The following is a 25,704-nucleotide window of genomic DNA, read 5'->3' as shown; positions in this document are numbered from 1 at the left end:
CGACAATAGGGACGAATTTGATGCGGAACTCAAGGCGTGGGGCGGTTGATCCCTTCATTGTGATGGATGTCATGGAAGCGGCGCGGCAGGCCGAGGCGGAAGGGCGTCACATCATCCATATGGAAGTGGGCCAACCGGGCACGGCTGCACCCGAAGGTGCGCGACGGGCATTGGCCCAGGCGATGAAGACGGATGCCCTGGGATATACCGTGGCTTTGGGTATCCCCGAATTGAGGGCGCGAATCGCGCGGCTTTACGGGGATTGGTATAATGTCGATCTGAACCCCGCCCGGGTGATTGTCACGCCGGGGTCATCTGGGGCGTTCCTGCTGGCGTTCACGGCGCTTTTTGACGCAGGGGACCGGGTGGCGATCGGAGCGCCGGGATATCCGAGTTACCGGCAGATCCTCAAAGCGCTGTCGCTGACACCCCTGGATATTCAGACCGCCAATGAGAACCGTTTGCAGCCGGTTCCGGGAGACCTTTCGAAACTGGATTTCGAGGGACTGATGGTGGCGTCGCCAGCGAATCCGACGGGCACGATGCTGGACAAGCGGGAGATGGGGGCATTGATCGACTTGTGCGCCGAAAAGCAGGCGGCCTTCATCAGTGACGAAATCTACCACGGCATCGAATACGAGGCCAAGGCGGTGACGGCGCTGGAAATCACGGACGAGGCCTATGTCATTAACTCGTTTTCGAAGTATTTCAGCATGACCGGATGGCGTGCGGGTTGGATGGTGGTGCCCGAAGATCACGTACGGCAGGTTGAGCGACTGGCGCAGAACATGTTCATCTGTGCGCCCCATGCCAGCCAGGTGGCGGCTCTTGCGGCAATGGATTGCGATGACGAACTGGAAGCCAACATGGCCGTCTATCGTGAAAACCGCGCGCTGATGATCGACGGGTTGCCAAAGGCAGGGTTCACGCGGTTCGCGCCGCCGGATGGTGCGTTCTATTTTTATGTCGACGTCAGTGCCTTCACACAGGACAGCCGGGCCTTCGCGCGCGAAATCCTTCAGGAAGCTGGTGTTGCGGTGACTCCCGGGTTGGATTTCGACCCCATTCGCGGGCACCAGACCTTGAGGTTTTCCTATGCACGCTCAAGCGCGGATATCTCGGAAGGATTGACTCGGTTGCAGCGCTTCATGGCGGCGCGCGGTTTTGTCTGATGCCGGGGCTGGGGGTGCTGCCCCCTCGTTTGAAAATGCGGGGATTTTCAAACGTCACCCCCGGAGTATTTTTGGCAAAATGAAGAGTGGGCCGGGGTCGTGCGGTGATATAGGGTGCGGCATGGCAGCCGGGTGAGGGCAATGAGCAGGTTTTTGGCAGTTCTGGTGACATTGGTCTGGGTCAGTGTGGCGGCGACACAGGAGTTTTCCGCGCTGGCGCGACCCGATATGGTCAAAAGCGGTCTGCGTGAAGGGTGGCGCGGGGCCGTGACGCTGGATCTGGCCCTGAGCCAGGGGGTGCCTTGGCGGGTGTTTCACCTGGATGAGCCGCGCCGACTGGTCATGGATTTCCGCGAGATCGACTGGAGTGGTGTAAAGGCGGCGGATTTCGGTGCGGTTGAAGGCGTGGAAGCGGTGCGCTTCGGCCTCTATCGTCCCGGGTGGAGTCGGTTGGTACTCGATCTCGGAAAGCCGTTGATGGTGTCGGAGGCGGGGCTGGAAGTGGACGAGGCTAGCGGGCGGGCGCGTTTGGCGGTTACTTTGAAGCCTGTCGGACCACTCGATTACGCGGCCGCGGCCGGCGCGCCTCATGATCCGCGTTGGGATTTACCCGAACCAGCCAATGTGAAATCCGCTCGGCCCGAGCGCCCGGAATGGGCGCCGACTGTCGTGGTCATCGACCCGGGACATGGTGGGATCGACCCGGGTGCGGAGCGGGACGGGGATCAGGAAAAGGAACTGATGCTTGGATTTGCGCGCGAGTTGCGCGACACGTTGCGCCGGGCGGGCGGCTTCGAAGTGATATTGACACGGGATGCGGATGAATTCGTGTCGCTTGAGCGACGGGTGGCGATCGCGCATCAGGCGGGGGCGGATGTTTTCATCTCGCTGCACGCGGATTCTCTCAGCCAGGGAAATGCGCACGGGGCTACGGTCTATACCTTGTCCGAGGAGGCAAGTGATGCGGCTTCGGCGATCTTGGCCGAGCGGCATGACCGGGCGGACATCCTTTCCGGGGTGGATCTTTCGGGCGCTGATGACGAGGTGACAGACATCCTTCTGGACCTTGCGCGCATGGAGACACAACCTCGCACACAGCGTCTGGCGCAGGAAATGGTCAAGGCCATGAAGCAATCAACGGGTGCGCTCAATCGCAAGCCGCACCGGGAAGCGGCATTTTCGGTGCTCAAGGCGGCGGATATTCCGTCGATCCTGATCGAACTGGGCTTTCTGTCGTCGCAGAAAGACCTGGCCAATCTACGAGACTCTGGCTGGCGTGCCGCCATGGCCGCGGGCATCCGGGACGGGTTGCAGGCTTGGGTAATCGCGGACAAGGCGGCGAAAGCGCTTATACGGCAGTAACGCTTGACCCGAAGCCGTCCGCCCGGCCAGTCTGATCCTGAATTTCGGGATGGTCGTAATGGTTCGTTGGGCTTTTGTTCTTGGTATTCTTGCTGTGGGCGGATGTGCCCATGTCGACTATGACAATGTTAAGCGGGGCGAGTTTTCGGGTTCTGTCTACCTGCTGTGGGTTGGGTCTGCGGACACGGCGTTGCTGGGGGATGGGCGGTTTCTCTATGTGCCGCGTGCGGGCGATGCACTGACATTCAAACGGAGTTTGGATGCCAATCCTTCCGAAGGCAGTGCGGTGATCGTGCCAGAAGCGTTTTTCACTGATGGCGGGTCCATCCCCCGCGCTGTGCAGGCGATGCCGGGGTTCAATGCCTGGGGATTCGGGCCGGCATATGTCATTCATGACTGGGTGTTCGTCGCGCGCAAATGCATGAATGACGAGGCTCATTTCGACGAGGACCTTGCGACACCGGAGATGGAGAAGCTCGCGAAGATGACATTCCGCGAGAGTGCACAGGTGATGGCCGAGACGATCAAGACACTTGTCAGCGATCACGAGGTATCAGGGGGAGACACCGTGTCCGGCCCGGTGATCAGCTCTTTCACGGCGGGGCCACTGTCACACCAGCTTTGGAGCGAGGTGGGAGCCTGTCGTGATGGAGAACTGACGCCGGAACATGATCACCTTCTTCGCTCGGTCAATGAAGACAAGGGGTTGCGGGCGGGGGCGGCGCTTGCCCGGGCCACGAAAGCCCAGCCGATGAAGATCGCAGAAGGGCAGGTGGCCTATGTCGTGGCGGATTATTCTTTCGATTGAACCGATGTTATGAGCGCCCCACTCAATTCTTCAGCCCAAGCGCGGAAGGCTTTGACCTTGGGGTCGTGCCACCGATCGGCAGGCCCGATTAGAGCATATCGACCATGGTCAGTCGGACAGGACATGTCCGGGAAAGGCAGGCATAATTGGCCGCTGCTCAGTTCTTCCTGACATAGATAGATGTCGGCCATGACTATTCCCGCGCCCAGTGTCGCCGCGCGCACCGCCATGTCGAGGTTGGGGAAGAATTCGCCGGTGTCGGTGTCCAGCGAGCCGGGGGCAAATCGGGCGGCCCAGAGCGGCCAGTCGGCGCGGTGGGCGTTGACGTGAAGCAGCCTCCGGGAGGCGAGGGTGGCTGGGTTTTCAAGGCGCGGCGATGCTGCGATGAGTTCGGGCGCGCAGGCCGGGCTGAGGCGCAGGGGAAAGAGTGGTTGTACCTGTAGGTCAGGCGAACGACCCGGCCAGTGTTCCATTGAGACCCCGAGATCATGTTCACCGGCGTCAAAACCGCCCTCTCCATAAAAGTCAGTGGTCAGGCGCAGTCGGATATCGGGGTGCCGGGCGCGAAACCCATCGAGATGCGGAAAAAGCCAGCGGATCGAAAGCGTCGGCGGGCAGATGATACGCAGTTCGTTTGCTTGTGCCGTGATCCGCCGGGTCTCGGCGGCGATGGCGCCAAAGGATTGGGCCAGCACTTTTTGCAGGGCTGCACCGGGTTCGGTGAGGTCGACGCCCTGATGGTGGCGGCGAAAAAGGGATACGCCGAGATGCTGTTCAAGCAGTTTCACGTGTCGGCTTATGGCCCCGCGGGTGACGTGGAGTTCATCGGCAGCGGCTATGTAGCCGTTGTGACGGGCGGCGGCTTCGAAGGCACGCAGGGCGTTGAGAGGTGGAAGGCGCATGGCGAGTCTGGATTAGGAAAGCTGATCCAGTCTAGGCGAAAAAGTGGTTTGTCGGCAAGAGTGCAGCCTTGGTAAGAAAGACCAAGGGTCAATCCGTGTGGGAGAAATTTTTGGCTAGTATTGAACATGGCAAACGGTTTGAGTGTTGGGTTGGCGACGTTTCTCTTTGGAAATGGGTTAGGATCCTCCCGTCTTTGGATCAGTTTATTAGACGCGAAGGCGGTTCAGAAACAGCGATACAGCGGCTGGCCGAGACATCGCCGCATTTATTGATCGACTTGGGTTTCAGGCGAGACCCCGCGCGTAGCTCGGAAGAACAGGAGGTCTGGTTGCGTGACGATCGCGAGATCGTGGTGTCGCGACGACGTCAGGCTGCTTCAAGTCGCGGGTAGGAAACGGCAAATTCGTGCTTAGCGCGCCGGGCTTCGTGTTTTGACCCCTCGACGGGTGGTCTATATAGAGGGGTCTGACATACGGGCGTATTGGGGGCGCGAAGCGTGCTGAGATTCTTCTTTTCCTTCTTCGGGGGCATTTTCACCCTGTTGACGATGAGCGCGGCAGTGATCGCCTTGTCGATCGGCGCCGTATTCTGGATCTATGGGCAGGAACTGCCCAGCCATGAAAGCCTTGCCCAGTACAAACCCCCGACGATCAGCCGGATTTATTCTGGGCAGGGCCGGATCATGGATGAGTTCGCAAAGGAGCGGCGTCTGTTCGTTCCGGCGGATGAAATCCCCGACATGGTTAAACAGGCGTTTATCAGCGCAGAGGACAAGAATTTCTATACCCACAAGGGCTATGACGCGCGCGGGATTGCGGCGGCGGCGATTGAGGCGGTGCAGTCGCGCGGCCAGAACGTGCGCGGGGCATCGACCATTACGCAACAGGTGATGAAGAACTTCCTGTTGTCAGGCGACCGCAAGATCGAACGCAAGATCAAGGAAATCATCCTTGCGACACGGGTCGAGGAGACGTTGAGCAAGGACCAGATTCTCGAGCTTTATCTCAACGAGATTTTCCTTGGGCAGAATTCTTATGGTGTTGCGGCTGCGGCGCAGACCTATTTCAACAAGAACCTGACCGAGCTTGAGCCGCATGAGGCGGCGACGCTGGCGTCGATGCCCAAGGCACCGGGCAAGTTCCACCCTGTTCGTAACAAGGAGCGGGTGCTTGACCGGCGCAACTTTGTTCTGCGTGAGATGTACGAGAATGGATACATCACCGAGGCTGTGTATCAGTCGGAGCGGGAAAAACCGTTGCGTTCAGTGCAGAATGGCGATTTTGAAAGCTACAAGGTGGCGATGCCGTCGCGCGATTACTTCTCGGATGAAATCCGGCGGCAGTTGAGCCGGGATTTTGGGGAAGAGGAGTTCTTTTCTGGCGGCATGACCGTGCGGGCGACAGTGGACCCGGAGATGCAACAGGTGGCGGCGCGGGCGCTGCGCCATGCTCTTGAAAAATATGACCGTTCTCGTGGTGTGTGGCGCGGCACGGGCATGAAGCTTGAACCGGTCATTTTGGGCGCAGAAAGCAAGTGGCGCGAAGCCCTTTCGGCGCTGGAAGTGCCGCGGGACGTGGATCTTGATGGACAATGGTACCCGGCGGTGGTGCTGGAGGTTGGCAAGAACGACGCGCGCGTTGGGATCGAGGGCGTCGAGGACGATGCCGACGGGCACTGGATTCCGGCCAAGGACGTGCAATGGGCGCGCAAGCAGCTTGATGGCGGGCGGCTTGCTGGCAAGGCCAAGGTGGCCGGCGATCTGGTTGACGTGGGCGACGTGGTGCTTGTGCGTGCCATCACCAAGGATGATGACGATAGTTTCGTGCGCTGGTCGTTGCGGCAAGTGCCCGAGGTGCAGGGCGGCTTTATGGCCATGGACGTCAACAACGGCCGCGTGATCGCCATGCAGGGTGGGTTTTCCTATCAGGATTCGGTGTTCAACCGAGCGACGCAAGCCAAGCGCCAGCCGGGATCGAGCTTCAAACCCTTTGTCTATGCCGCGGCGCTGGACAGTGGATACAGCCCCGCAACCATCGTGATTGACGCGCCTATCGAGATAAACACACCGCAGGGCCTCTGGCGACCGCGCAACTCGACCAACAAGTTCTATGGACCGACGCCGATGCGGACCGGGATCGAGATGAGCCGGAACCTGATGACCATTCGACTGGCGCAGGAAATCGGGATGAACACCGTTGCCGATTATGCCGAACGCTTTGGCGTCTATGAGCAGATGGGGCAGTTCCTTGCCAACTCTCTGGGTGCAGACGAGACCACGCTTTATCAAATGGTCGCGGCCTATGCGATGTTTGCCAATGGCGGGGAACGGGTGGAACCGACATTGGTGGACCGGGTGCAGGACCGCTATGGCAAGACGATTTATCGCCATGACCAGAGGGATTGTACTGATTGCGCCGATCCCGGTATTCCCGAAACACGCGGGCCGCGCATCGTAACTAACCGGGAACGGGTGATGGACCCGATCACGGCATACCAGCTGACATCAATGATGCAGGGCGTGGTGACTCGCGGAACCGCTTCAAGCCAGATTAAGCTGCCGGTGCCGGTGGCGGGCAAGACCGGGACAACCAATGAGGCCAAGGACGTATGGTTTGTCGGGTTCACGTCGACCATCGTGGCCGGATGTTACATCGGTCATGATCGCCCGCGCCCATTGGGAGCGGGGACATATGGCGGCACGACCTGCGGCCCTGTGTTCCAGGAGTTCATGAAAGAGGCGATCGAGAAATACGGTGGTGGCAAATTCCGTGTGCCGCCCGGTGGCCACTTCATCAAGATCGATCGCTACACGGGCGCGCGTCTTGCTGACGATGCAAGCGGAGCGCATGTGGTGGCCGAGTATTTCCGCGACGGTGAAGAGCCGGTGTTCGGCATCATGTATGATGGTGGCTTTGCCATGGGATCGAACCTGCCGCTGGTGGAAGAGGTCGAGAAATACGGCGGGCGCGAGGTGACGACGTCAACCGGGGGTACGGCGGTCGTCGGGCCCAAGGCGGATTTTGGCACGGTGAGCTCTGGTGGGTTGTACTAACGCACCGCCTTTGGGCGGTGCGCCTTGATGTCGTACCGGAAAACCCGGCTGGCTTAACCGTCGTTAGAGCCAATCCCCGCCTGAAGAAGGTGAAGCGCAGTATGGCCCAATCGAGTGCCAGGCGCGCGCAGTTGGCCTTTCTTGGTGCCGGTCGTGGCTTCGTACACGACCTCGTCATCCTTGATCGTCACCATGACCTTCAGCGTATCCAGCGTTTCCGGGTCTATGGTGGTTGGGTCATCAGACAGGATTACGAAATCGGCGCGTTTTCCGGGGGCGATGCTGCCTTTGTCGTTCTCCTCGAAATGCTGCCAAGCGGGCCAGATCGTCATCGCCTTAAGCGCGGTCATAACGTCGACGCGTTGGTCTGGGCCGAGGATGTCGCCCGACCGAGTGCGCCGCGTCACGGTCGCATCAAGGATGCGCATGCTGTCAGGAAAGGCGACAGGGGCGTCGTGGTGACTTCCGAACATCATGCCGCGCGTGCGCACCCAGCCGGTGGGCGAGATATTGTCAGCATTCACCGGGCCAACCGTGTGGTCGCGATGCCAGTCGCCCCAGTAGAAGGTGTGCATCGGAAACAGTGACGGGAACACGCCGAGTGCTTGCATGGTGTCAACCTGATCCTGCCGCAGGAACTGGCCGTGGATCAGAACCGGGCGGGTTGCGATCTGCCCATACTTGGCTTGCGCCGCGGCGATGGCCGCGAGCAGCATGTCCGACGCGCCTTCGCCGTTGGAATGGGTAAGGATCTGAACCCCGTTGGCATAGGCCCAGTCGACAGCTTCGCTCGTCTGTTCCATGGTGATGGCGGAATAGCCTTTGTAGCCCGCAGGATAGTCGCCCACAGGGTCGTAATATGGTCGGTCACGCAGCGCAGTGAAGCCCTGGGGCGAGCCGTCGATCGTGAGCTTGGCACCGCCCACGCGCACGTGCCCGTCGTAGGATTTGGAGTGGACGTCACCAATATAGTCCCGCGCCTCGATTACGTCTGGGTAAGCCACAACGTCGATTGTAAGTTCCCCGGCCTTGTCGAGTTCATGGAGTGCAGCCACGATTTCGGGTGAGGATCGACCTTCCTGGGCGGTGGTATAGCCGTAACTGGCCCAGAGTTCGGTGCCTGCCCGCGCAAACGCGAGCATGCCCGCTTCGCCAAGCCCGCTAAGCATCGGAACCAGCGCACCGAAGAAGGCGTATTCCTCTAGCACGCCGTCGGGGTCGCCGTTTGCATCGCGCCGGATCACGCCGCCGGGAGGGTTCTCGGTTTCGGCTGTGTAACCGACCAATTCGAGCGCCTTGGAGTTGGCGACGCCGAGGTGACCGGACTGGTGCACGATGATGATCGGATACTCGGTGGAAACCGCGTCCAGCTCGTCGCGGGTGGGGTGGCGCAGTTCGGCCAACTGAGCGTTGTCATAACCAAAGCCAATGATGACGCCGACCTTGGCAACCCGGTCGGCATTGGCCTCGAGCCAATTGCGCAGGCTATCCTGAAGGCTTGCGACGTTGGTGACGTCGCCGTCGGGCGGGGCAAGAAGGTTGGCCGACATCGCTTGTAGACCGCCTAGAACCGCGTGGCCGTGGCTGTCGACGAATCCAGGCAGCATGGCGCGCCCATCCAGATCAAAAACTTTGGTCGAGCCGCCGCTATGGGCGACCATGTCGGCATTGGTGCCAACGGCAAGAATACGCCCGTCTTTGACCGCGACAGCCTCGGCTTTCGGCATGGCGTCTTCAATCGTGAGAATCGGGCCGCCGGAATAGATTGTGTCGGCGATCTCCTGAGCCAGCGCGGCGGCGGGTGCCGTGCTGGCGAACAGCAATGCGGAAAGGGAAAGAAAGCGCATGGGAAATCCTGTTGATTGTGAATGAGCCGGAGTGATTCTGCCGTGGTCCGTAGCCTACGCGTTTTGTGAGCGTGCGCCTAGATGCTGAGTCCTTGCCCATTGTTCACGGCTCGGCTATCACCCGGTTCTGAACAAACATAGGGCAGTCACATGCGCGCCGAAGCTCAGAATACCGTTGCGGAAATCGAAAAGTCTCTCAACCTGCTGCGCCAGCGGCTGGATTGGGAAACTGCGGAGTTCCGGCTTGAGGAATTCAACGCGCGTGTCGAAGATCCGGACCTCTGGAATGATCCCGAAGGGGCGCAAAAGCTAATGCGCGAGCGGCAGACGCTTGTGGATGCGATTGCCACCGTGAAGTCGATCGAGACCGATCTAAACGACAATGTCGAGCTGATCGAACTTGGTGAAATGGAAGAGGATGACGAGGTTGTCAAAGAAGCCGAGCAGGCGCTGAAGGCGCTCGCGGCGAAGGCGGCTGAGAAAGAGCTTGAGGCGCTGCTAGACGGTGAGGCCGATGGCAATGACACGTTTCTGGAAATCAACTCGGGCGCTGGCGGGACGGAAAGCTGCGACTGGGCCAGCATGTTGGCGCGCATGTATGTGCGTTGGGCAGAAAAGAAGGGCTACAAGGTCGAGCTGCAGTCCGAAACGCCGGGTGAAGAGGCCGGTATCAAATCGGCGGCCTACAAGATTTCCGGACATAACGCTTATGGTTGGCTGAAATCCGAGAGCGGGGTGCACCGTCTGGTGCAAATCTCGCCCTATGACTCGGCAGCCAAACGGCACACCTCGTTCAGCTCGGTCTGGGTTTACCCGGTGGTGGATGACAATATCGAGATCGAAGTGAACCCTGCGGATATCCGGGTGGATACCTACCGTTCGTCCGGGGCCGGCGGTCAGCACGTGAACACCACCGACTCTGCCGTGCGAATTACACACATCCCGACCGGGATCGTGGTGACAAGCTCGGAAAAATCACAGCACCAGAACCGCGATATTGCCATGAAGGCCCTTAAATCAAGGCTTTATCAGCAAGAGCTGGACCGGCGCAACGCTGCGATCAATGAGGCGCACGAGGCCAAGGGCGATGCAGGCTGGGGCAACCAGATCCGCTCTTATGTGCTGCAGCCCTACCAGATGGTCAAGGATCTGCGCACCAACCATGAGACCAGCGACACAAAGGGTGTGCTGGACGGGGACTTGGACGGATTCATGGCGGCAACGCTGGCGATGGACGTAGCCGGCAAGAGCCGGGCAGACGCGCAAAGCGACGATTGATCCCGCCGCGCATCAGCCTTTCAAAAGCCGATCTGCCTTCTTGCGTACGAGAACGGAGCGCAGGTCGTGCATGGCCAGTAGTAAATCATCCGTGATTTCTTCCAACTGATCATTGCTTGCCCTGGACTGGGCCCATTGGGTGGTGAGGTTCAGGTAGTCGACCGCGCGATGAATGTCGTCCATGTCCCGTTCAGCCAGAAGAGCGCGGCGTTCGTCCATCCATACCCGGATTGTCTCGACGTCTTCATCCGAAAGGGTGCGGTCGCCATGAGGTTTGACCTCGCCATTCTTGATGTTCACGACGGCGATCTGGTCCATCTCGATACGCCGCTGTCGATTCTCCGTGTCCACGCGGAACACGACTGCGCCGTTTTCACGGACCCGAAAATAATAGTCTGGCAGATCGCCGCCCATGATGTTGCCCTGTTGCCTCTGGCTTAAGTCAATTTGGCGCAGAAACCCTGAATACGCTCGCAGGCAGTTTTCAGCGCTTCGTCAGACGTAGCGTAGCTGACCCGGAAGTTCGGGGAAAGCCCGAAGGCGGCCCCGAACACGACCGCAACGCCGGTGTCTTCGAGCAAGGCGCGCGAAAAGGTCTCGTCATCTTCGATCACGGTGCCGTCCGGTGTGGTCTTACCGATCAGGCCGGCGATGGACGGATAGACGTAGAAGGCGCCCTCGGGTACGGGGCAGGTGATGCCATCAATCTCGGAGAGCATCGAGACCACCAGATCGCGCCGACGTTTGAACACCACATTGTTTTTGGACAGAAAATCCTGGGGTCCGTTCAGCGCTTCAACCGCTGCCCACTGGCTGATCGAGCAGGGATTCGAGGTCGATTGCGACTGGATTTTGCGCATCGCGGCGATGAGTTCTACCGGACCTGCCGCATATCCGATACGCCAGCCGGTCATGGCATAGGCCTTGGACACACCATTGCAGGTGAGGGTGCGTTCATAGAGAGCAGGTTCTACCTGGGCCGGTGTACAGAACTCAAAACCGTCGTAGGCGAGGTGTTCGTACATATCGTCCGTCATCACCCAGACATGGGGATGCCGCATCAATACGTCCGTCAGAGCCTTGAGTTCCTTGCGGCTGTAACCAGCGCCCGTCGGGTTGGAGGGCGAGTTGAAAATCAGCCATTTGGTCTTGGGTGTGATTGCCGCTTCAAGCTGTTCAGGGGTTAGCTTGAAACTGTTTTCCAGCGTCGCTGCCGCGATGACAGGGGTCCCGCCCGCAAGCAGGACCATGTCCGGGTAGCTCACCCAATAGGGAGCCGGGATCACCACTTCGTCGCCGGGGTTAAGCGTCGCCATCAGCGCGTTGTAGAGAATCTGCTTGCCACCGGTGCCGACCGACACCTGTTGCGGTGTATAGCTCAGCCCGTTCTCCCGTTCGAACTTGTCACAGATCGCGGCCTTGAGTTCCGGAATGCCATCTGGGGCGGTGTATTTGGTCTTGCCTGCCTCGATCGCCGCAATACCCGCGGCCTTGATGTTCTCGGGCGTGTCAAAATCAGGCTCTCCGGCGCCAAGGCCGATCACGTCTTTTCCGGCAGCCTTGAGTTCGCCCGCCAGAGTCGTGACAGCAATGGTGGGAGAGGGTTTCACTCGGGAAAGAGTTTTGGACAAGAAAGTCATGGCGGCCTCGTTTGTAATCACTGGGTCAATGTCTTAGGGTGCGCACTGGACCCGTTCAAGCGAGATCGCAGAAAGGATCGGATAATGCCGCAGGACCAGGAACACGAGCAGACCGCAAACGAATGGTATGGCGAAGATGTCGCGACATTTGGCGACCGTTTGGCCGCCGCACGAGAGGCCGCCGGGCTGAAGCGGGCAGAGTTTGCAAAACGTCTTGGGGTGAAGAAGATTACCGTGGCGGATTGGGAAGGAGATATTTCCGAGCCGCGCGCAAACCGCCTTCAGATGATGGCCGGGCTATTGAACGTCTCGGTTGGCTGGCTTTTGACAGGCGAAGGGGATGGTGTCGATGCCCCTGCGGATGTCGAAGGGAATGATGATCCCGGATTGATTGCATTGTTGGGGGATATCCGCGATATCTGCGGACGCATGAAAAAGGATCTCGACCGCTTGGGGCGGATCGAGGCGGCACTGCGAAAAAGGTTGATTGAAGATGAGTGAAACCCACGAAAATCGTCTCAAGCGGATGAAGATGCGGTCCATGCGACGGGGAATCAAGGAAATGGACATCATTCTTGAGCGCTATGCGGATGATAACCTGGCGTCGATGGATGAGGGTGCGCTCGATCTTTATGATGCCTTGTTGCACGAAAACGATCAGGATCTTTATCAATGGGTGACAGGTCAGAAACCTGCCCCCGAACACTTCAGTTCGCTGATCAAAGATATCTCACAAGCCATCAGCGGCGCTGAATAGTTCGTATTTTAGCGGTCTTTGTCTCATTTAACTGATTGTTCGGCTTTATCCGTCAGGGTCCGATGGAGTTAAGTTGTCGGAGACGAAGATGAGCTTTCATTCATCCATGGGGGGGAGCCCGGATCAGGGCTTCATGGCGGGCTATCTGGACTCCCTTGCACTTGTGGAACGGTTGCACCGCCTACTGCTGGATGTGATCAAGGACGAGTTTGAGCGGGTTGGCGTGTTAGAAATCAACGCGGTGCAGGCGTTGTTGCTGTTCAATATCGGCGATAACGAGGTGACAGCAGGCGAACTGAAATCGCGCGGGTATTACCAGGGCAGTAATGTCAGCTACAATTTAAAGAAGCTGGTGGAGATGGGATACATGCATCACCAGCGCTGTGAGATCGACCGAAGATCGGTTCGGGTGCGCCTGACAGAAGAGGGGCGCAAGATTCGCGATATCGTAGCCACATTATTCGAACGGCATGCGGAAGGGTTGCAATCCAAGGGTGTGCTTGGGCCGGAAGGTATTGAGAACATCACGCATGCCTTGCGCCGTGTCGAACGCTACTGGACGGATCAGATCAGGTATATCTACTGACTGCGCACTGCGATCCGTGGGTTTTGCGCAGGTGTAGCATCCCCAGTACGGAACGCAGGGGTGGCAGGGCCTGTTGCCAAAGACAGGCCCTGAAGCTCCCTTTTGAGCTTGCGCACCATAGCGCGTTCGAAATCGACAAAACCAACCGCAGTTTCGATAAAAGCATCCGGACCTTGGATGACCCAGGCCCGGAAGTAGCTTGAGAGCTCGCCGACATCTGCCTGACGCCTGTCTGTGCTGGCGGTATCATCCGAGCCTATGACGAGAGCATTGATCGTAATATGTGTGGGCAGGCGGATGTCGCGCGGGCGGGGGCCGGTGTTCGATTTTCCATCACCAGAGATATCAAGTGTGTGTTTCCAGCAGGCTGGGCGCCGCGCGAGCAACGCGCCGCCAAAAGTCTTGGCTGTGCCAAGGGCCGTGGAAGGATCCATGCTGGAACGCGTGACGGTGTTGAGATGTCCGGCAAAGGATTGCAAAGTGGCAAGATCGCCAATTGAACGCCAGGGGAGTAGGAGGCGTTGGTCGTAGGGGCCACTCCATTCATAGACGGCCAGGTCGACGGGATGCGCAGGCAGGGACAGCAAAGCCTCAACCACTTCCGGGTGCTGCAGCGCCGCGGCGAGGCCGTCGAGTTGCAGTCGGTATTCCTTGCTGTCGACTGATCCGGATACATCCAGCCCAAGCGCCAATGCCTGGCGACATTCGGCGGTGGCCACGCCCGGCAACGCCGCTAGTAATAACGCGAACAGGCCGGTCTTCATGGAGGTGTCTCCAATCGAGAGAAGATGGCGGATCCCAGTTCGCGCTCCAACTTGCGCCGCTGCGCGCGCTCGAAATCCTCGAACCCCTGGGCCACTTCGACGAAAGCCCCCGGTCCATGCAGAAGGTTTTCCCTGTAATAGTCTGTTATGTTGATATTTTTTCCGGTTTCAGGAGCGGTCGTTTTCCCTGAGGTCTCAATTGCCAGACCGTTGACCGTCACCCCCGAAAACGGAAAATGGACATAGGCTTGGTGTGGCGTGAAACCTTCATTGTTGCGCCCATCGCCGCTGACATCAATGGTTTGCGCCATGCATTCAGGGGCTCGGCGGAGAAGCGTGGCCGCGTATCCCATTGCGTGCCCAAGTGCGGTTGGAAACTCTGATGTGCTGCGCTTGGAGCGCCCAATAATTGTGGCCGATGCAAGAAGATCCTGCGCGGACGTGATCATCACCCAGTCCAGCAGCAAGGTCTGGTTGTAGCGTCCACTCCATTCGAACACCGCCAATGCAACCGGCTCGGGAGATTGAAGGAATGCGGCCTGCACCTCGGGGGCGATCAACGCGGCGGCAAGGCCGGCGCGTTGCAACCGGTCTTCTGCCTCATCCACCGAAGAGGACACGTCCATGGCAAGCACAAGCGCCAGCCGACACGCGTTCGCCGCGGCCGGAAGACTGGCCAGCGCCAAACCCACGAGTGTGCATGCGCGGATCACCAGTGTCCTGTGCTGTCCATGCTGGCCCACGGTTCCGCAGGGGGCAGCGCCTCGCCTTGTTGCAGGAGTTCGATTGAGATGTTGTCTGGTGAGCGCACAAAGGCCATGCGCCCGTCGCGCGGAGGGCGATTGATCACAACGCCATTGTCCTGAAGATGCTGGCACATCGCGTAAATGTTGCCGACCTCGTAGGCGAGATGGCCGAAATGGCGGCTGTCGCTGGGAAGACCATCATCGCCGTCCCAGTTATAGGTCAATTCCAGCGGACAATCATGGTCGCCGTCTGCGGCCAGATAGACGAGTGAAAAACGACCGGCTTCGCTTTCGTAGCGCTTGATTTCCTTGAGGCCCAGCAGTGCAAAAAAGGCCATGGATTTATCAAGGTCAGCAACGCGGACCATGGTGTGCAGGTATTTCAGGTGCATGTTGTTCCCAGTGTGGCTCCAAATCTGGCCATACTGTGCGTGGCCGCCGACCAATTGTCGAGGGGCGCCCTGATCAGAATGACGAGCGGATGCCAATGTTCACTGAGAGTTGGCGGGTATCGAAACGGCTTACGTTGGAGTTTGTCTGAAGTGCACGTAGGGTCATCGTTGGCGCAAAACCGGCATATTGCATGTTTAGGAAGGACAGGTCGACCTCACCGGCAATCGAGAGGTCCTGGCGCCCACCGGGCACAGGAATGAACCCAACACGGTAGTCAGGATAGTCACTGTAGCCGACATTAAGGGAGGTGCTGATCTGGATATTTCCGAGGGGTTTAGCAAACGAGTAGCGAAGGTTCGCGGAACCGCCACGTGACGTGAAGACCGGGTTCGAATCCTCGGTATGATAGAGGCTGAGCTGCGTGCTGAGCGTGTCGCCTCTTGCAAGTTTTTGTGAAAACCCGAAACTCAGGCCGCTGAAGGCATCGGTGCCGTTAGGAGCGTCGGTGTCGCGACGCCACTCCCGTTTTGCAAGGATAGACAACGAATTGTTGCCCGAAAGTTGTTTGCCAAACCCCCCTTCGAGGCGCGCGAGGTCGTATGATGGGTCTCCTGCGTACCACGCACGGCCGACAATCGCCCCGACACTCCAGACGGGTGCTTCCTTGGAGGTCCGAAACGCGTGGCGCACTCCACCCTCGAGGAGAGAATAAGCGTAGTCCGACCCGCGGGCACCGGGAGCCGTTTGTTTGGCCTCGTCAGAAAGCGCAACCTGCCGGGTGAAATAGCGACCGATGGCGCGAGTCTCGCTGGTTTCGGTTTCGTGGAAACGATAGCTGAAGCGGGCATTGAACATCGCCTCGATGCCCGATAGCGCCATGGCATCACCGACGTTCACCCCGATCACCGGGACGCCATCGATGATCATGTACCTCGACACTGAACCATTGTTGACGTTTGAAGAGGGGGCCACCGACGTGTCGATCCAGAAACGAAAGGGATTCTGGTTGCGGACACGTTTGAAGTCACGCTCGACAATCCTGCGCTGAACGTCGTTGGGGGCATCGCTATGCGCGCGACGCAACCAGTATTGGGCCCATGTCAAGGACTTGTCCTGATAGGCCAAACGGGCGCTCAGGCTAGCGGACATGTAGCTTTGAACATCGCTTTGCGAATATCGAAATGCCAGACGAGAGGATTTGCGCGCGGCATCAATGTCGCCGGAACTGGCATGCACCATGGCGAGGGCATAGTGCGCCGAAGGATCCTTGCCATCTTCGCGCAAGAACGCGTGGGCGATTTGCGCAGCCGCCTGTGGCTGATCGGTTCGTAACGCATGCGCCATCAGTTCGCGCGCCTGAACCTTTGTCAGGACAGGGGGGACACCCTGGCTTTGGGCAGAACCCGCCGCGACGAAAAATACTGCGTGGGCAAAAAGCGCGGTTGCTTTAGTCCGCCACATTCGTACAGATGCTCGCTTCTCCGGGCGTGTTGCATTGCGACAGGACAAAGAATCCACGTTCCAGTTCATCGTCCAGAGCGTCTGTGAATTCTTCCATGTTGATCGCGCCGCCAACGGATGAGGCATTGGTGCCACCGAAAACGCCGCCATAATCTCCGATTTTTCGTCCAACTTCACCGGTGAACTCGACCTCGCCCAAAAAGCTGCCATCTGTGCCGATATCGGTAATGATCAGGGCCAAGTCGGGAAGATCAGTGGGTGTCGACAAAAGCACCTGACGATCAAAAATCCCGCCGTTGACGGCCATGTCAGAGAAGTTTGCGTTGAGGAAGATCTGGCCGGTGATCATTACCGGATCGCCGGGAAGCAGCGAAGGGTCGACGCTATCTGGGCCAATTGGTCGGGCGATATTCGTGATCCCGACATAGTTGCCCGCATAAGAAACCTGTCCGGCGCCCGGACCTGTGCCGATCTCCGGCGGTGTAAAATCGCCTTCGCGTGTGTAATAGGCGCCTTGCAGAACGCGGTTGAATTGCCCGCCATCCCCGACGAGCCCGGCTTGTACAGAACCATCGGTGCTTTGTCCGACCATGGCCACGAAGAAGCGGTCGAGCGAGTCCTCTTGAACGGTATAGGCTTCATACCCGTTCAAGTCGCGCGTGGCATCGCGTGTGTAGATGACATCAACGGGCGTCGAGTCCAGAGCGTAAATCTGGGCTGTCACCGTTTTGTTTGTTGCGTCATAGGCGATCGATTTGAGGTTGCCCGCCAACGACTCTGGTACCGTCAGCGTGTCTTCTGTGGGTTCCGGAGTTGGTTCGGTGACCGGGTCCTCGGCGGTTTCATCAACCGGGTTGAAAGGATCGCCGCCGCCGCACGCCGCGACGGTGGCCAGGGCGGCCATCAGGAAAAACGAGCGGATCATGTCACTGCCTCAGTTACTGCTATCGCCCGGTTATCCGGGTCGTTGGGGAAATCGTCTACGAGACACGGCAAAAAGTCAACGTTGCGTCTTCAGGGGCGCGTTTATTGTTGCGGCGATGTCGCCTCAATCCTGTGTTTCCAAGCTGTGTTGCCTCAATATATAGTGGCGCAACGCAAGACGTAACACGCAAGGGAATCGCCCACATGTCGCTGACATCCGAACAACAGGCCGAAATCGACGCGCTTCGAGCCAATCCGAACCAGACTTTGCGCACTGTCAGCGATGGGATGGAGAAACATCTTTATTCGGCCATTCCGGTTTTGGATCACGGTTTTGTGCGAGTGATCGACTATATGGGCGACGACGCGGCCATCTGTCAGGCGGCCCGTGTGAGCTATGGCAAAGGGACGAAAAGCGTCCAGAATGATGAAGGGTTGATCCGCTATCTCATGCGGCATTGGCACTCGACGCCGTTTGAAATGTGCGAGATCAAGCTGCATGTGAAACTGCCGGTGTTCGTGGCGCGCCAGTGGATTCGGCATCGGACAGCCAATGTGAACGAGTATTCCGCGCGGTATTCGATTTTGGACCGCGAGTTTTACATTCCTGCGCCCGAGCATATCAACGCTCAGTCGGTGGTGAACAACCAGGGTCGGGGCGATGTGCTGCAGGGTGACGAGGCCAAGCGTGTGTTGGAAATCCTCAAGGCGGACAGTGCGCGGTGTTACGACAATTACGAGGCTATGATAAGTGATGACGGACAAGCCGGATTGGCGCGTGAACTTGCCCGGATGAACCTTCCTGCCAATATCTATACCCAGTGGTACTGGAAAGTGGACTTGCACAACCTGCTACATTTCTTGAGGTTACGTGCCGATGCCCATGCCCAATATGAAATCCGCGTCTATGCCGACGCGATTTGCAACGTGGTGGCAGACTGGGTTCCCGCGGCTTACCGGGCATTTGAGGACTATCGCATGGGGGCTGTGACCATGTCCTCACAGATGATGGAATGCCTGCGTCGGATGCTGAAAGGGGAAACGGTTGAGCAGAAAAACAGCGGTTTGAGCGCGCGTGAATGGCGCGAGTTTCAGGATATGTTGAGCACATGATCGGAGCCATTGCTGAAACACATTGTTTCCGTGTGGGAAATTGACAGTTTCCCGCGCGCCACTCTAGGCTGGTTTCGTTAACCAGTTTGTTGCAGCAACCGGAGCGATTGTCTCATGAAAAAAATTTACAGTGTGGCCGCGGCTCTCGCGCTAGCCGCTGCGCCGGCAACGGCGCAAACTTGGAGCAGCAATGCGCCCAAGATCGGGCCCGTCAATCAACCCGAAGGCATGCTTATCCACGCCTATCCCAGCAAGGTGAATTACTGCCCAAGCGGCTTGCAACCCATCACGATGGGTGGAGCGATCTGCTGTGGTACGCCCAATACTGGTGAGGCCTATTACAATCGGGCGGGAGGCGCGCGCCGTAGCCATTCATCGAGCTGTCCCGAAGGTGTGAAGGGCTGTTCCTGATTGGGAATGTGGTTGGGGGCAACGCACAACCGTGCATGCCCCGAACCAAATTACAGTAGCTTGATTTCGCCGGCCATGTCGCGCCCGTCGCGCCCTTGCGCCATTTCGAATTCGACTTTTTGGTTGTCTGTCAGCCCTTTGAGACCAGAACGCTCGACTGCCGAAATATGTACAAAAACGTCCTTGCCGCCGTCTTCAGGCTCAATAAATCCGTAGCCCTTAGTTGAGTTAAACCACTTTACGGTACCGCGTGGCATACCGTTCTCCTTCTTTTCTTTTAAGTCTCTCCGTGCGCCTGCGCGGAGCGCACACCTGCCCAACACCCGAATGAAATAACTTTTGCCCTGCGGACGTCGAATGCCAAATGTACTGCGCGCAGGATTGCAGGTGTTTGGCAAAAATCAAGCAAAACCCGCGTGAAAATGGAAATTGGATGCGCTATCCAGGGCGTCGGTCACCTGGAGGATGAGATGCGTCTGTTCGGTCTGAGAAACTGCGATACTTGCCGTAAGGCATTGAAAAAGCTTAATGATGTTGTTTTCGTGGACGTTCGATCTGATGGCGTTCCGAATGATATTCTTGAAAGAGCGCTTGCCGAATTTGGCGCCGCTTTGATCAATACTCGGTCGACAACATGGCGTGGTCTGTCCGAAGAAGAGCGCAAGAAAGAACCTGTCACGTTGCTTAAGGAACATCCGGCCATTATGAAACGACCTTTGATTGAATATGACGGGAAATTGTTTCTGGGGTGGACTGCTGAAGTTCAGGCAGCCCTTGGCTAAATCAACAGGGCTGACTATCTGACAAGCGGATGCACTGGAGAATGTTATGCGCAACGCGGCACTGACCCTTGGGATAATAGCGGGTGTAATCGGGATGATCGTCGGCTTTTTCGGTTGGGGATATACCGAAGTCATCGAACGGTACGGGGAAGTGCCAGATCTTGCGGAACAGGTGGACAATGTTCAGCTCGTGCGGGCCGGCGCGCTGATTGCGCCAATGCTTGCGATCGCGGGTGGAGCAATGGCCCGTGCGCGGGCGCTTTGGGGGGGTATTCTGCTTTTGGCTTCAGCTGCGGGAATGTATGCGGCATTCGGCTTTAACGTATTCACGATGTTCCCAATTAGTTTTGCGGCTTTGGGCGGCATCCTGGCGATTGCGGCCGGCAAGCCCGACGAAGAACAGGCGCATTTCTGAGGTCAATGCCTGCGTTTCAGGATGCGATCCAATGACAAGGGTCCTGCGCCCTTGATCAGGATGACGAGGAACAGGAACATCCAGAGCCCGCGCTGATCGAGGATCAGGCCGTCTGGAAACCGATCAAACCAGGAGCCAACGGACTTTGGATCGTCGATCAGGTGATGGCCATGGAGATCCGTCAGGGATTGCACAGTAACGAAGCCGATCATTCCCAATGCGGCGATGCGGGTGAGAAAACCGATGATGATCAGGGCAGGGAGAATGAACTCTGCCAAGGTGCCCGCGACGACAACCGCCCAGTGAAACATGCCCAGCTGGCTCGAGTCGTATCCAACGGCCTCGAACGCCTTCGGGAAAATCTGTGCATAGGCGCCCATGCTTGGGGTGAACACCCCTAAGAAGCCGTCGCCCAGTTTGGTCAGTCCCGATTTCCAGAAGTACCCGGCCAAAACGGCAGCAAAGAGAAAGCGAGCGACCGTTGGAAGAATCCAGTCGAGCCGATCCAATCGGCCGGAAAGGCCGTCATACAGGGCAAAAAGTGTTTTCATTTTTCTTCCGTCAGTTTTTGGTTGTTATTTTGGTGATCGCGTTCCCGGTAAGGAGCTGAGTGAGCAGCGGGCCAAGATCGAACCCCGCATCCACAAGAGCCGCCTGTTCTGCCGCATCGCCAAGCGTTGCCCCTTCTAGCAACGACTTCATGCAAGAAGCTTCCGCCGGAGTGAGAAGATGCGGTTCGGGGTCGAAGGTGGGACGCAGGACCAAGATGCTTTCAGGTTTTGCGGTGGGTTTGGGGCCGTTGCGCATGTTGAAAGCCCAGATGCCGTGAATCGGCCAATCGGACGTCACTATTGAGACCGCAGGCGCAAAGGAAAAAGTGACGTCGCTTAGGTCAAGCGGAGCGATTGCAGCAAGAGTTGCCGGGTCAATTGGCGCTGCGTCCGCAGCGTGGTAGGCGCGTCGCAGGCTCAATTCCAAGGTAGCGACATCTCCGAGGTATCCTAGATGCGCAAGCGGTTCGAATTCACGCAAGAAGGCCGGGAACTCTTGGCCATAGTGCATCATCAGCGGGGAGCCGGGTGGGTGCTGTCGAAGAAACACCCCTGAAATGGCTTTGAAGTTCTCTTCACCAAGGAGTTTGGCAATTGCGGGAAAACCAGTTTCAAGCGCTTCGGTGAGGGAAACTGCCACATTGTTGCGGTAGACGTCAAAGCGTTTCCGCGCCGGGCGACCCTTCGCATCTTCCAGACCGTTGGGGCGATCTCTGTCCGGATCGAGCAGCGCCGCGCGAAAAATTTTTTGGGAAACCGTCATGCCAGGACCTTTGCCAACGCTTGTGATGCGCGGCGGGCCTCGGCATGAAGCTCTGGCCATTCGGGCACGTCATTGTCCCATTCGATCAGGATCGGGCGCGGGCCGGATGCTGAAAGCACGTGGTCCAGCAACGCCCAGACGGGATCGACAACCGGTTTGCCGTGGCTGTCGATAAGCAGCACATGGCCGTGCTCATCCGCATCTTCATCATGGCCGCCCAAATGGATTTCTCCAACTTTCTCAATGGGAAAGGCGTCAATGTAGGCGCGCGGATCATAGTCTAGGTTTGTTGCGGAAACGAACACATTGTTGACGTCCAGCAAAAGGCCGCATCCGGTGCGATTTGATACTTCGCGCAGGAAATCTGGCTCGGACCATGTGCTTTCGGCGAAGGCGAGGTAACTGGAGGGGTTCTCCAGCATCATCTGCCGCCCGATCGTGTCCTGCAAATGGTCTATATGTCGGCAAACACGTTCAAGTGTGCTTTTGGTATAGGGCAGCGGAAGTAGATCGTTGAGAAACGCGCCGTCGTGGGTGGACCAGGCGAGATGCTCTGAAAAAACAGTCGGTTGAAGCCAGTTGTTCAGATGTTTCAATCGCGCCAAGTGATCGCGATCAAGCGGAGCTTCGCCGCCTATGGACAGGCCGACACCGTGCACTGAAATGGTAAATCGCTCTGACAGGTGCCGCAATTGCGCCAAAGGGCGTCCGCCATCACCCATGTAGTTTTCGGCATGAACTTCCAGCCAGGAGACAACGCCGGGCTCTTCGAGCAAAGCCGTGTAATGTTGTGGCTTGTAGCCAACGCCGGGCGCGTCGGGCAAAGGCGTTGCGCGGGGGCGGGTATCAAACATCGAGTGTCTCCGGGTTCAGCTTACGACGGCAAATCTCGTTCCAACGCCTCGAGCGAAGGTTGGCGCGGTGTTCCGTCGGCCATGTCGGGCAGATCGATTTCAAGGCAGGTGCCCTTGTCGACGAGTGACCAGGCGTTGCCTTGGAAATCGACGGTCGAAGTCCCGGCGCAGGTCGTGCCGGGTCCTGCTGCACAGCCATTTTGACCGGCAAGTGCGACACCAAAGCATTTTTCTTTGGATGCGGCCTCGACGGATAAGGATTGAGCGACCAGCGCTGTCAACATGGCGCCTGTCAGGGACGCAATCTTGTTTGTGTTAGTGGGCATGATTGTTCCTTTTGTCGTATGTCTCGTGGCAATGCTATGCTGTCCGGGTGCCGGACGCCGACAGTGTATCACGGATTGGAACAATTGAGGGGGGATACGGGCTCCGGACGTGCCGGAGCCCGAATTGGATCAGCTCGGCAGGTCGCGCTGCAGCGGCTCGAGCGAACCCTTGCGCATGGAGCCATCCGCCATGGCGGGCAGTTCCATGTCAGCGCAGGTGCCCGCATCAACCAGTTTCCATGCATTGCCTTGGTAATCTACGGTCGAGGTGCCTGCGCAGGTGGTGCCGGGGCCCGCGGCGCAATCGTTTTGACCTGCCATGGACACGCCGTAGCATTTCTCCTGGCCAGCAGCCGATGCGGTCGTGGCGTGTGCACTAACGGCTGCGGCAACGGCGCCTGCTACGGCGAGGGTCTTGATAGTTTTCGACATTTTCTCTTCCCTTTCAGGTTTCTGGAAACTCGGCCACGTTCGCCGTGGCATGGGATGAGAGTAGGCGTGTCGCGGCGTCACAAGCCAATCACGGGGTTGTGTGTCACAGACGCGTTAGGCGACGTGACGGTTTCGTGAAGATTCCCGCGCTGGAAGGTTGGTTTTCCTTCAAAACTGAAACAGGCGCGCCGTTTTTGCTGCGGCGCGCCTGTCAGATTGTTGCAAAGAAATCAGGCCAAGTCAGGCGGAAGCGCCTCTTGTGACAATTGGCTCACGATCTCGTCCAACGGCTGGACCTTGCTTTGTTTCTCGCCAAGGCGACGCGTCGACACCGTGCGGTCTTCGACTTCCTTCTTCCCGATGGCGAGGATCACTGGAACCTTGCCAACGGAGTGTTCGCGAACCTTGTAGTTGATCTTTTCGTTGCGGACATCGGCTTCTGCGCGCACACCGGCCGCCTTGAGCGCGGATACGACCTCGTGCACATAGTCATCCGCCTCGGATACGATCGATGCCACAACCACCTGACGCGGGGCCAGCCAGAAAGGCAGTTTGCCCTCCCAGTTCTCAATCAGGATGCCGACGAACCGCTCGAAGCTACCAAGGCAGGCGCGGTGCAGCATGTAGGGGCGATGCTTGTCGCCGTCCGCCGCTATATAGCTGGCATCCAGTCGTTCGGGCAGGTTGGGGTCAACTTGGAACGTGCCGCATTGCCAGACCCGGCCGATGGCATCGGTCAAGTAGAAGTCGAGCTTGGGGCCATAGAAGGCGCCGTCGCCCGGTTCGAGCGTATAGTCTCGGCCTACGGCCTTGATCGCGTTCTCGAGCGCGCCTTCGACATAATCCCAGCTTTCCTCGGTGCCGACACGTTTTTCGGGACGCGTCGCGAACTTGATCTCGAACTCAGGGAATCCGAGTTCGCGATAGATATCTGCGAGGAAGTCGATGAATCGGGCGCATTCGTCCTGAATCTGATCTTCGGTGCAGAAGATATGAGCGTCGTCCTGAGTAAAGCCGCGCACCCGCATGATGCCGTGCAGCGCCCCAGAAGGTTCGTAACGCGCGCAGGAACCGAATTCGGCCAGCCGCAGGGGCAGGTCGCGGTAAGATTTCAGACCCTGATTGAACACCTGTACGTGACAGGGGCAGTTCATCGGCTTCAATGCGTTGACGCGGGTATGTTCATGGCTCTTGGCGCTTGCATCGTCATTTTCACCGTCACGGCTCTCATCCACTTCGACGATGAACATGTGATGCTGGTATTTTTCCCAGTGGCCCGACGCCTCCCACAGTTTCCGGTCAACGACCTGCGGCGTGTTGATTTCGTTATATCCGCCTGCGCGCTGTTTTCGGCGCATGTAATCCTGAAGGGTGGTGTAGATCGTCCAGCCATTCGGATGCCAAAACACCTGGCCGGGCGCCTCTTCCTGCATGTGGAAGAGCTCCATCTCGCGGCCCAGTTTGCGATGGTCCCGCTTTTCAGCTTCTTCAAGGAAGGTTAGGTGCTTTTTGAGGTCTTCCTTATTCTTGAACGCGACGCCGTAGATACGCTGCAACTGCTGGTTTTTGCTGTCTCCCCGCCAATAGGCGCCCGAAACGCGCATCAGTTTGAAGGCGTCTGCGGGCACTTGCCCGGTGTGCTGAAGATGCGGGCCGCGACAGAGGTCCTGCCAGTGGCCGTGCCAGTACATGCGCAGCGGTTCGTCGCCGGGAATGGCGTCGATCAGCTCGACCTTGTAGGGCTCGTTGTTGGCTTCGTAGAACTTCACCGCACGGTCGCGATCCCACACCTCGGTGGTGACAGGATCGCGGCGGTTGATGATCTCCTTCATCTTTTTCTCGATGGCGCCAAGGTCTTCGGGAGTGAAGGGTTCTTCGCGGTCAAAATCGTAGTACCAGCCGTTCTCGATTACGGGGCCGATAGTAACCTTGACGTCGGGCCACAGCTCCTGCACGGCGCGGGCCATGATATGCGCGCAGTCATGGCGGATCAGTTCGAGCGCTTCGGCATCGTTATCCTTGAGCGTGTTGATCGCGATCGCCGCATCGGCGTCGATCGGCCATTGCAGATCCCAGTGCTTGCCATCGACAGTCGCCGAAATTGCTTTCTTGCTAAGGGAATTGGAGATTGACGCTGCGACTTCGGCAGGCGTTACGCCTGCGCTGTAAGAACGCGCGTTACCATCTGGAAAAGTAAGGGAAATATCGGCCATCAGCCTCTAGCTCCTCGTCAGTTTGGCGCCCACGGAACGCCCGGTTGCGGGTATATGGTTCGGAGCGGGTTTTGCGCCTTTCGCCCCTTCAAGTCAAGCGCCCTTTCCCGCATCCGCGAGCGGCGTTAGTGTCAAAGCAAAGCAGGATGAG

28 protein-coding genes are annotated in these 25,704 nt (G+C 58.2%); 12 read left to right on the top strand and 16 right to left on the bottom strand.

The window, feature by feature from the left end:
• The first annotated feature begins 20 nt into the window (after positions 1-20).
• The 3 genes from ACS3QZ_RS06295 (at position 21) to ACS3QZ_RS06285 (ending at position 3,342) form a co-directional block, all read left to right on the top strand.
• The gene (locus ACS3QZ_RS06295) at positions 21-1,172 is read left to right on the top strand and encodes a pyridoxal phosphate-dependent aminotransferase (protein ID WP_456037060.1); all 1,152 of its coding nucleotides are present in this window, start codon (positions 21-23) and stop codon (positions 1,170-1,172) included.
• Positions 1,173-1,313: 141 nt separating this feature from the next.
• Entirely contained in the window at positions 1,314-2,534 is a 1,221-nt protein-coding gene (locus ACS3QZ_RS06290) for an N-acetylmuramoyl-L-alanine amidase (protein ID WP_456037059.1), read from the top strand.
• A gap of 58 nt (positions 2,535-2,592) precedes the next feature.
• On the top strand, positions 2,593-3,342 hold the full coding sequence (locus ACS3QZ_RS06285; RefSeq protein WP_456037058.1) for a DUF1353 domain-containing protein: 750 nt from the start codon (positions 2,593-2,595) through the stop codon (positions 3,340-3,342).
• Here ACS3QZ_RS06285 and ACS3QZ_RS06280 read toward each other — a convergent pair.
• Positions 3,327-4,244 (bottom strand): LysR substrate-binding domain-containing protein, encoded by a 918-nt coding sequence (locus tag ACS3QZ_RS06280; protein WP_456037057.1) that lies wholly within the window; start codon positions 4,242-4,244, stop codon positions 3,327-3,329. The two genes, ACS3QZ_RS06285 and ACS3QZ_RS06280, sit on opposite strands and share 16 nt — an antisense overlap.
• A 497-nt stretch (positions 4,245-4,741) precedes the next feature.
• On the opposite strand from ACS3QZ_RS06280, the gene ACS3QZ_RS06275 reads away from it, so the two are divergent.
• Positions 4,742-7,297, top strand: coding sequence for a penicillin-binding protein 1A (locus ACS3QZ_RS06275; protein ID WP_456037056.1), 2,556 nt, complete (start codon positions 4,742-4,744; stop codon positions 7,295-7,297).
• A gap of 53 nt (positions 7,298-7,350) precedes the next feature.
• On the opposite strand, the gene ACS3QZ_RS06270 is transcribed toward ACS3QZ_RS06275, so the two are convergent.
• Positions 7,351-9,144 (bottom strand): amidohydrolase, encoded by a 1,794-nt coding sequence (locus ACS3QZ_RS06270; protein ID WP_456037055.1) that lies wholly within the window; start codon positions 9,142-9,144, stop codon positions 7,351-7,353.
• Positions 9,145-9,294: 150 nt separating this feature from the next.
• Between ACS3QZ_RS06270 and prfB the strand changes: the two genes are divergently transcribed.
• The gene (gene prfB, locus ACS3QZ_RS06265; protein ID WP_456037054.1) at positions 9,295-10,422 is read left to right on the top strand and encodes a peptide chain release factor 2; all 1,128 of its coding nucleotides are present in this window, start codon (positions 9,295-9,297) and stop codon (positions 10,420-10,422) included.
• Positions 10,423-10,434: 12 nt separating this feature from the next.
• Here prfB and ACS3QZ_RS06260 read toward each other — a convergent pair whose 3' ends face one another.
• Both ACS3QZ_RS06260 and ACS3QZ_RS06255 read right to left on the bottom strand, forming a co-directional pair.
• Entirely contained in the window at positions 10,435-10,836 is a 402-nt protein-coding gene (locus tag ACS3QZ_RS06260; protein WP_456037053.1) for a hypothetical protein, read from the bottom strand.
• 23 nt (positions 10,837-10,859) lie between these two features.
• The gene (locus ACS3QZ_RS06255; RefSeq protein ID WP_456037052.1) at positions 10,860-12,062 is read right to left on the bottom strand and encodes a pyridoxal phosphate-dependent aminotransferase; all 1,203 of its coding nucleotides are present in this window, start codon (positions 12,060-12,062) and stop codon (positions 10,860-10,862) included.
• Between the two features lie 84 nt (positions 12,063-12,146).
• Between ACS3QZ_RS06255 and ACS3QZ_RS06250 the strand changes: the two genes are divergently transcribed.
• From ACS3QZ_RS06250 to ACS3QZ_RS06240, 3 genes are all read left to right on the top strand, one after another.
• Entirely contained in the window at positions 12,147-12,563 is a 417-nt protein-coding gene (locus ACS3QZ_RS06250; protein WP_456037051.1) for a helix-turn-helix domain-containing protein, read from the top strand.
• Positions 12,556-12,819 carry a succinate dehydrogenase assembly factor 2 gene (locus tag ACS3QZ_RS06245; RefSeq protein ID WP_456037050.1) on the top strand — a complete coding sequence of 88 codons (264 nt, stop codon included), beginning with the start codon at positions 12,556-12,558 and terminating at the stop codon, positions 12,817-12,819. Before ACS3QZ_RS06250 ends, ACS3QZ_RS06245 begins: the two co-directional genes overlap by 8 nt.
• An 88-nt stretch (positions 12,820-12,907) precedes the next feature.
• Complete coding sequence (locus ACS3QZ_RS06240; protein WP_456037049.1) at positions 12,908-13,405, top strand: MarR family winged helix-turn-helix transcriptional regulator; 498 nt, start codon at positions 12,908-12,910, stop codon at positions 13,403-13,405.
• Here ACS3QZ_RS06240 and ACS3QZ_RS06235 read toward each other — a convergent pair.
• The 5 genes from ACS3QZ_RS06235 to ACS3QZ_RS06215 all read right to left on the bottom strand — a co-directional run bounded on the left by ACS3QZ_RS06235 (position 13,399) and on the right by ACS3QZ_RS06215 (position 17,694).
• Complete coding sequence (locus ACS3QZ_RS06235) at positions 13,399-14,169, bottom strand: DUF1194 domain-containing protein (RefSeq protein ID WP_456037048.1); 771 nt, start codon at positions 14,167-14,169, stop codon at positions 13,399-13,401. The genes ACS3QZ_RS06240 and ACS3QZ_RS06235 overlap by 7 nt on opposite strands.
• Entirely contained in the window at positions 14,166-14,882 is a 717-nt protein-coding gene (locus ACS3QZ_RS06230) for a DUF1194 domain-containing protein (protein ID WP_456037047.1), read from the bottom strand. Before ACS3QZ_RS06230 ends, ACS3QZ_RS06235 begins: the two co-directional genes overlap by 4 nt.
• Positions 14,879-15,307, bottom strand: a complete 429-nt coding sequence (locus ACS3QZ_RS06225; protein ID WP_456037046.1) for a VOC family protein — start codon at positions 15,305-15,307, stop codon at positions 14,879-14,881. Before ACS3QZ_RS06225 ends, ACS3QZ_RS06230 begins: the two co-directional genes overlap by 4 nt.
• A 73-nt stretch (positions 15,308-15,380) precedes the next feature.
• Positions 15,381-16,838 (bottom strand): tetratricopeptide repeat protein, encoded by a 1,458-nt coding sequence (locus ACS3QZ_RS06220; protein WP_456037045.1) that lies wholly within the window; start codon positions 16,836-16,838, stop codon positions 15,381-15,383.
• Complete coding sequence (locus ACS3QZ_RS06215) at positions 16,756-17,694, bottom strand: hypothetical protein (RefSeq protein WP_456037044.1); 939 nt, start codon at positions 17,692-17,694, stop codon at positions 16,756-16,758. The genes ACS3QZ_RS06220 and ACS3QZ_RS06215 overlap by 83 nt, the downstream gene beginning before the upstream one ends.
• 203 nt (positions 17,695-17,897) lie before the next feature.
• Here ACS3QZ_RS06215 and thyX point away from each other — a divergent pair, with 203 nt between their 5' ends.
• Positions 17,898-18,806 (top strand): FAD-dependent thymidylate synthase, encoded by a 909-nt coding sequence (thyX, locus tag ACS3QZ_RS06210; protein WP_456037043.1) that lies wholly within the window; start codon positions 17,898-17,900, stop codon positions 18,804-18,806.
• A 114-nt stretch (positions 18,807-18,920) separates the two neighbouring features.
• Complete coding sequence (locus ACS3QZ_RS06205) at positions 18,921-19,217, top strand: hypothetical protein (protein WP_456037042.1); 297 nt, start codon at positions 18,921-18,923, stop codon at positions 19,215-19,217.
• 50 nt (positions 19,218-19,267) lie between these two features.
• On the opposite strand, the gene ACS3QZ_RS06200 is transcribed toward ACS3QZ_RS06205, so the two are convergent.
• Positions 19,268-19,474, bottom strand: a complete 207-nt coding sequence (locus ACS3QZ_RS06200; protein ID WP_093095131.1) for a cold-shock protein — start codon at positions 19,472-19,474, stop codon at positions 19,268-19,270.
• Between the two features lie 213 nt (positions 19,475-19,687).
• Between ACS3QZ_RS06200 and ACS3QZ_RS06195 the strand changes: the two genes are divergently transcribed.
• Both ACS3QZ_RS06195 and ACS3QZ_RS06190 read left to right on the top strand, forming a co-directional pair.
• On the top strand, positions 19,688-19,999 hold the full coding sequence (locus tag ACS3QZ_RS06195; RefSeq protein ID WP_456039312.1) for an ArsC/Spx/MgsR family protein: 312 nt from the start codon (positions 19,688-19,690) through the stop codon (positions 19,997-19,999).
• A 46-nt stretch (positions 20,000-20,045) separates the two neighbouring features.
• A complete protein-coding gene (locus ACS3QZ_RS06190; RefSeq protein WP_456037041.1) occupies positions 20,046-20,414 on the top strand; it encodes a hypothetical protein in 369 nt (122 codons plus the stop codon).
• A 2-nt stretch (positions 20,415-20,416) separates the two neighbouring features.
• On the opposite strand, the gene ACS3QZ_RS06185 is transcribed toward ACS3QZ_RS06190, so the two are convergent.
• The 6 genes from ACS3QZ_RS06185 to thrS all read right to left on the bottom strand — a co-directional run bounded on the left by ACS3QZ_RS06185 (position 20,417) and on the right by thrS (position 25,553).
• Complete coding sequence (locus ACS3QZ_RS06185) at positions 20,417-20,965, bottom strand: DoxX family protein (protein WP_456037040.1); 549 nt, start codon at positions 20,963-20,965, stop codon at positions 20,417-20,419.
• Positions 20,966-20,975: 10 nt separating this feature from the next.
• Complete coding sequence (locus ACS3QZ_RS06180) at positions 20,976-21,728, bottom strand: HvfC/BufC N-terminal domain-containing protein (protein ID WP_456037039.1); 753 nt, start codon at positions 21,726-21,728, stop codon at positions 20,976-20,978.
• A complete protein-coding gene (bufB, locus tag ACS3QZ_RS06175) occupies positions 21,725-22,582 on the bottom strand; it encodes an MNIO family bufferin maturase (RefSeq protein ID WP_456037038.1) in 858 nt (285 codons plus the stop codon). The genes ACS3QZ_RS06180 and bufB overlap by 4 nt, the downstream gene beginning before the upstream one ends.
• Before the next feature lie 20 nt (positions 22,583-22,602).
• Positions 22,603-22,908 (bottom strand): BufA1 family periplasmic bufferin-type metallophore, encoded by a 306-nt coding sequence (locus tag ACS3QZ_RS06170; protein WP_456037037.1) that lies wholly within the window; start codon positions 22,906-22,908, stop codon positions 22,603-22,605.
• Positions 22,909-23,037: 129 nt separating this feature from the next.
• Positions 23,038-23,340, bottom strand: a complete 303-nt coding sequence (locus ACS3QZ_RS06165) for a BufA1 family periplasmic bufferin-type metallophore (RefSeq protein WP_093094757.1) — start codon at positions 23,338-23,340, stop codon at positions 23,038-23,040.
• A 230-nt stretch (positions 23,341-23,570) separates the two neighbouring features.
• Positions 23,571-25,553, bottom strand: coding sequence for a threonine--tRNA ligase (thrS, locus tag ACS3QZ_RS06160; RefSeq protein ID WP_456037036.1), 1,983 nt, complete (start codon positions 25,551-25,553; stop codon positions 23,571-23,573).
• Positions 25,554-25,704: the final 151 nt, after the last annotated feature.

The sequence above is a fragment of the Shimia sp. W99 genome (genome assembly GCF_053851455.3).
Note: the sequence above shows the minus strand (reverse complement) of the source record. Positions and strands in the feature narration are given on the sequence as shown.

Coding starts and splice junctions, on each gene's coding strand:
- ACS3QZ_RS06295 (WP_456037060.1), top strand. CDS start 21: ATGCGGAACTCAAGGCGTGGGGCGGTTGATCCCTTCATTGTGATGGAT.
- ACS3QZ_RS06290 (WP_456037059.1), top strand. CDS start 1,314: ATGAGCAGGTTTTTGGCAGTTCTGGTGACATTGGTCTGGGTCAGTGTG.
- ACS3QZ_RS06285 (WP_456037058.1), top strand. CDS start 2,593: ATGGTTCGTTGGGCTTTTGTTCTTGGTATTCTTGCTGTGGGCGGATGT.
- ACS3QZ_RS06280 (WP_456037057.1), bottom strand. CDS start 4,244: ATGCGCCTTCCACCTCTCAACGCCCTGCGTGCCTTCGAAGCCGCCGCC.
- ACS3QZ_RS06270 (WP_456037055.1), bottom strand. CDS start 9,144: ATGCGCTTTCTTTCCCTTTCCGCATTGCTGTTCGCCAGCACGGCACCC.
- prfB (WP_456037054.1), top strand. CDS start 9,295: ATGCGCGCCGAAGCTCAGAATACCGTTGCGGAAATCGAAAAGTCTCTC.
- ACS3QZ_RS06260 (WP_456037053.1), bottom strand. CDS start 10,836: ATGGGCGGCGATCTGCCAGACTATTATTTTCGGGTCCGTGAAAACGGC.
- ACS3QZ_RS06255 (WP_456037052.1), bottom strand. CDS start 12,062: ATGACTTTCTTGTCCAAAACTCTTTCCCGAGTGAAACCCTCTCCCACC.
- ACS3QZ_RS06250 (WP_456037051.1), top strand. CDS start 12,147: ATGCCGCAGGACCAGGAACACGAGCAGACCGCAAACGAATGGTATGGC.
- ACS3QZ_RS06245 (WP_456037050.1), top strand. CDS start 12,556: ATGAGTGAAACCCACGAAAATCGTCTCAAGCGGATGAAGATGCGGTCC.
- ACS3QZ_RS06240 (WP_456037049.1), top strand. CDS start 12,908: ATGAGCTTTCATTCATCCATGGGGGGGAGCCCGGATCAGGGCTTCATG.
- ACS3QZ_RS06235 (WP_456037048.1), bottom strand. CDS start 14,169: ATGAAGACCGGCCTGTTCGCGTTATTACTAGCGGCGTTGCCGGGCGTG.
- ACS3QZ_RS06225 (WP_456037046.1), bottom strand. CDS start 15,307: ATGCACCTGAAATACCTGCACACCATGGTCCGCGTTGCTGACCTTGAT.
- ACS3QZ_RS06220 (WP_456037045.1), bottom strand. CDS start 16,838: ATGAACTGGAACGTGGATTCTTTGTCCTGTCGCAATGCAACACGCCCG.
- ACS3QZ_RS06215 (WP_456037044.1), bottom strand. CDS start 17,694: ATGATCCGCTCGTTTTTCCTGATGGCCGCCCTGGCCACCGTCGCGGCG.
- thyX (WP_456037043.1), top strand. CDS start 17,898: ATGTCGCTGACATCCGAACAACAGGCCGAAATCGACGCGCTTCGAGCC.
- ACS3QZ_RS06205 (WP_456037042.1), top strand. CDS start 18,921: ATGAAAAAAATTTACAGTGTGGCCGCGGCTCTCGCGCTAGCCGCTGCG.
- ACS3QZ_RS06200 (WP_093095131.1), bottom strand. CDS start 19,474: ATGCCACGCGGTACCGTAAAGTGGTTTAACTCAACTAAGGGCTACGGA.
- ACS3QZ_RS06195 (WP_456039312.1), top strand. CDS start 19,688: ATGCGTCTGTTCGGTCTGAGAAACTGCGATACTTGCCGTAAGGCATTG.
- ACS3QZ_RS06190 (WP_456037041.1), top strand. CDS start 20,046: ATGCGCAACGCGGCACTGACCCTTGGGATAATAGCGGGTGTAATCGGG.
- ACS3QZ_RS06185 (WP_456037040.1), bottom strand. CDS start 20,965: ATGAAAACACTTTTTGCCCTGTATGACGGCCTTTCCGGCCGATTGGAT.
- ACS3QZ_RS06180 (WP_456037039.1), bottom strand. CDS start 21,728: ATGACGGTTTCCCAAAAAATTTTTCGCGCGGCGCTGCTCGATCCGGAC.
- bufB (WP_456037038.1), bottom strand. CDS start 22,582: ATGTTTGATACCCGCCCCCGCGCAACGCCTTTGCCCGACGCGCCCGGC.
- ACS3QZ_RS06170 (WP_456037037.1), bottom strand. CDS start 22,908: ATGCCCACTAACACAAACAAGATTGCGTCCCTGACAGGCGCCATGTTG.
- ACS3QZ_RS06165 (WP_093094757.1), bottom strand. CDS start 23,340: ATGTCGAAAACTATCAAGACCCTCGCCGTAGCAGGCGCCGTTGCCGCA.
- thrS (WP_456037036.1), bottom strand. CDS start 25,553: ATGGCCGATATTTCCCTTACTTTTCCAGATGGTAACGCGCGTTCTTAC.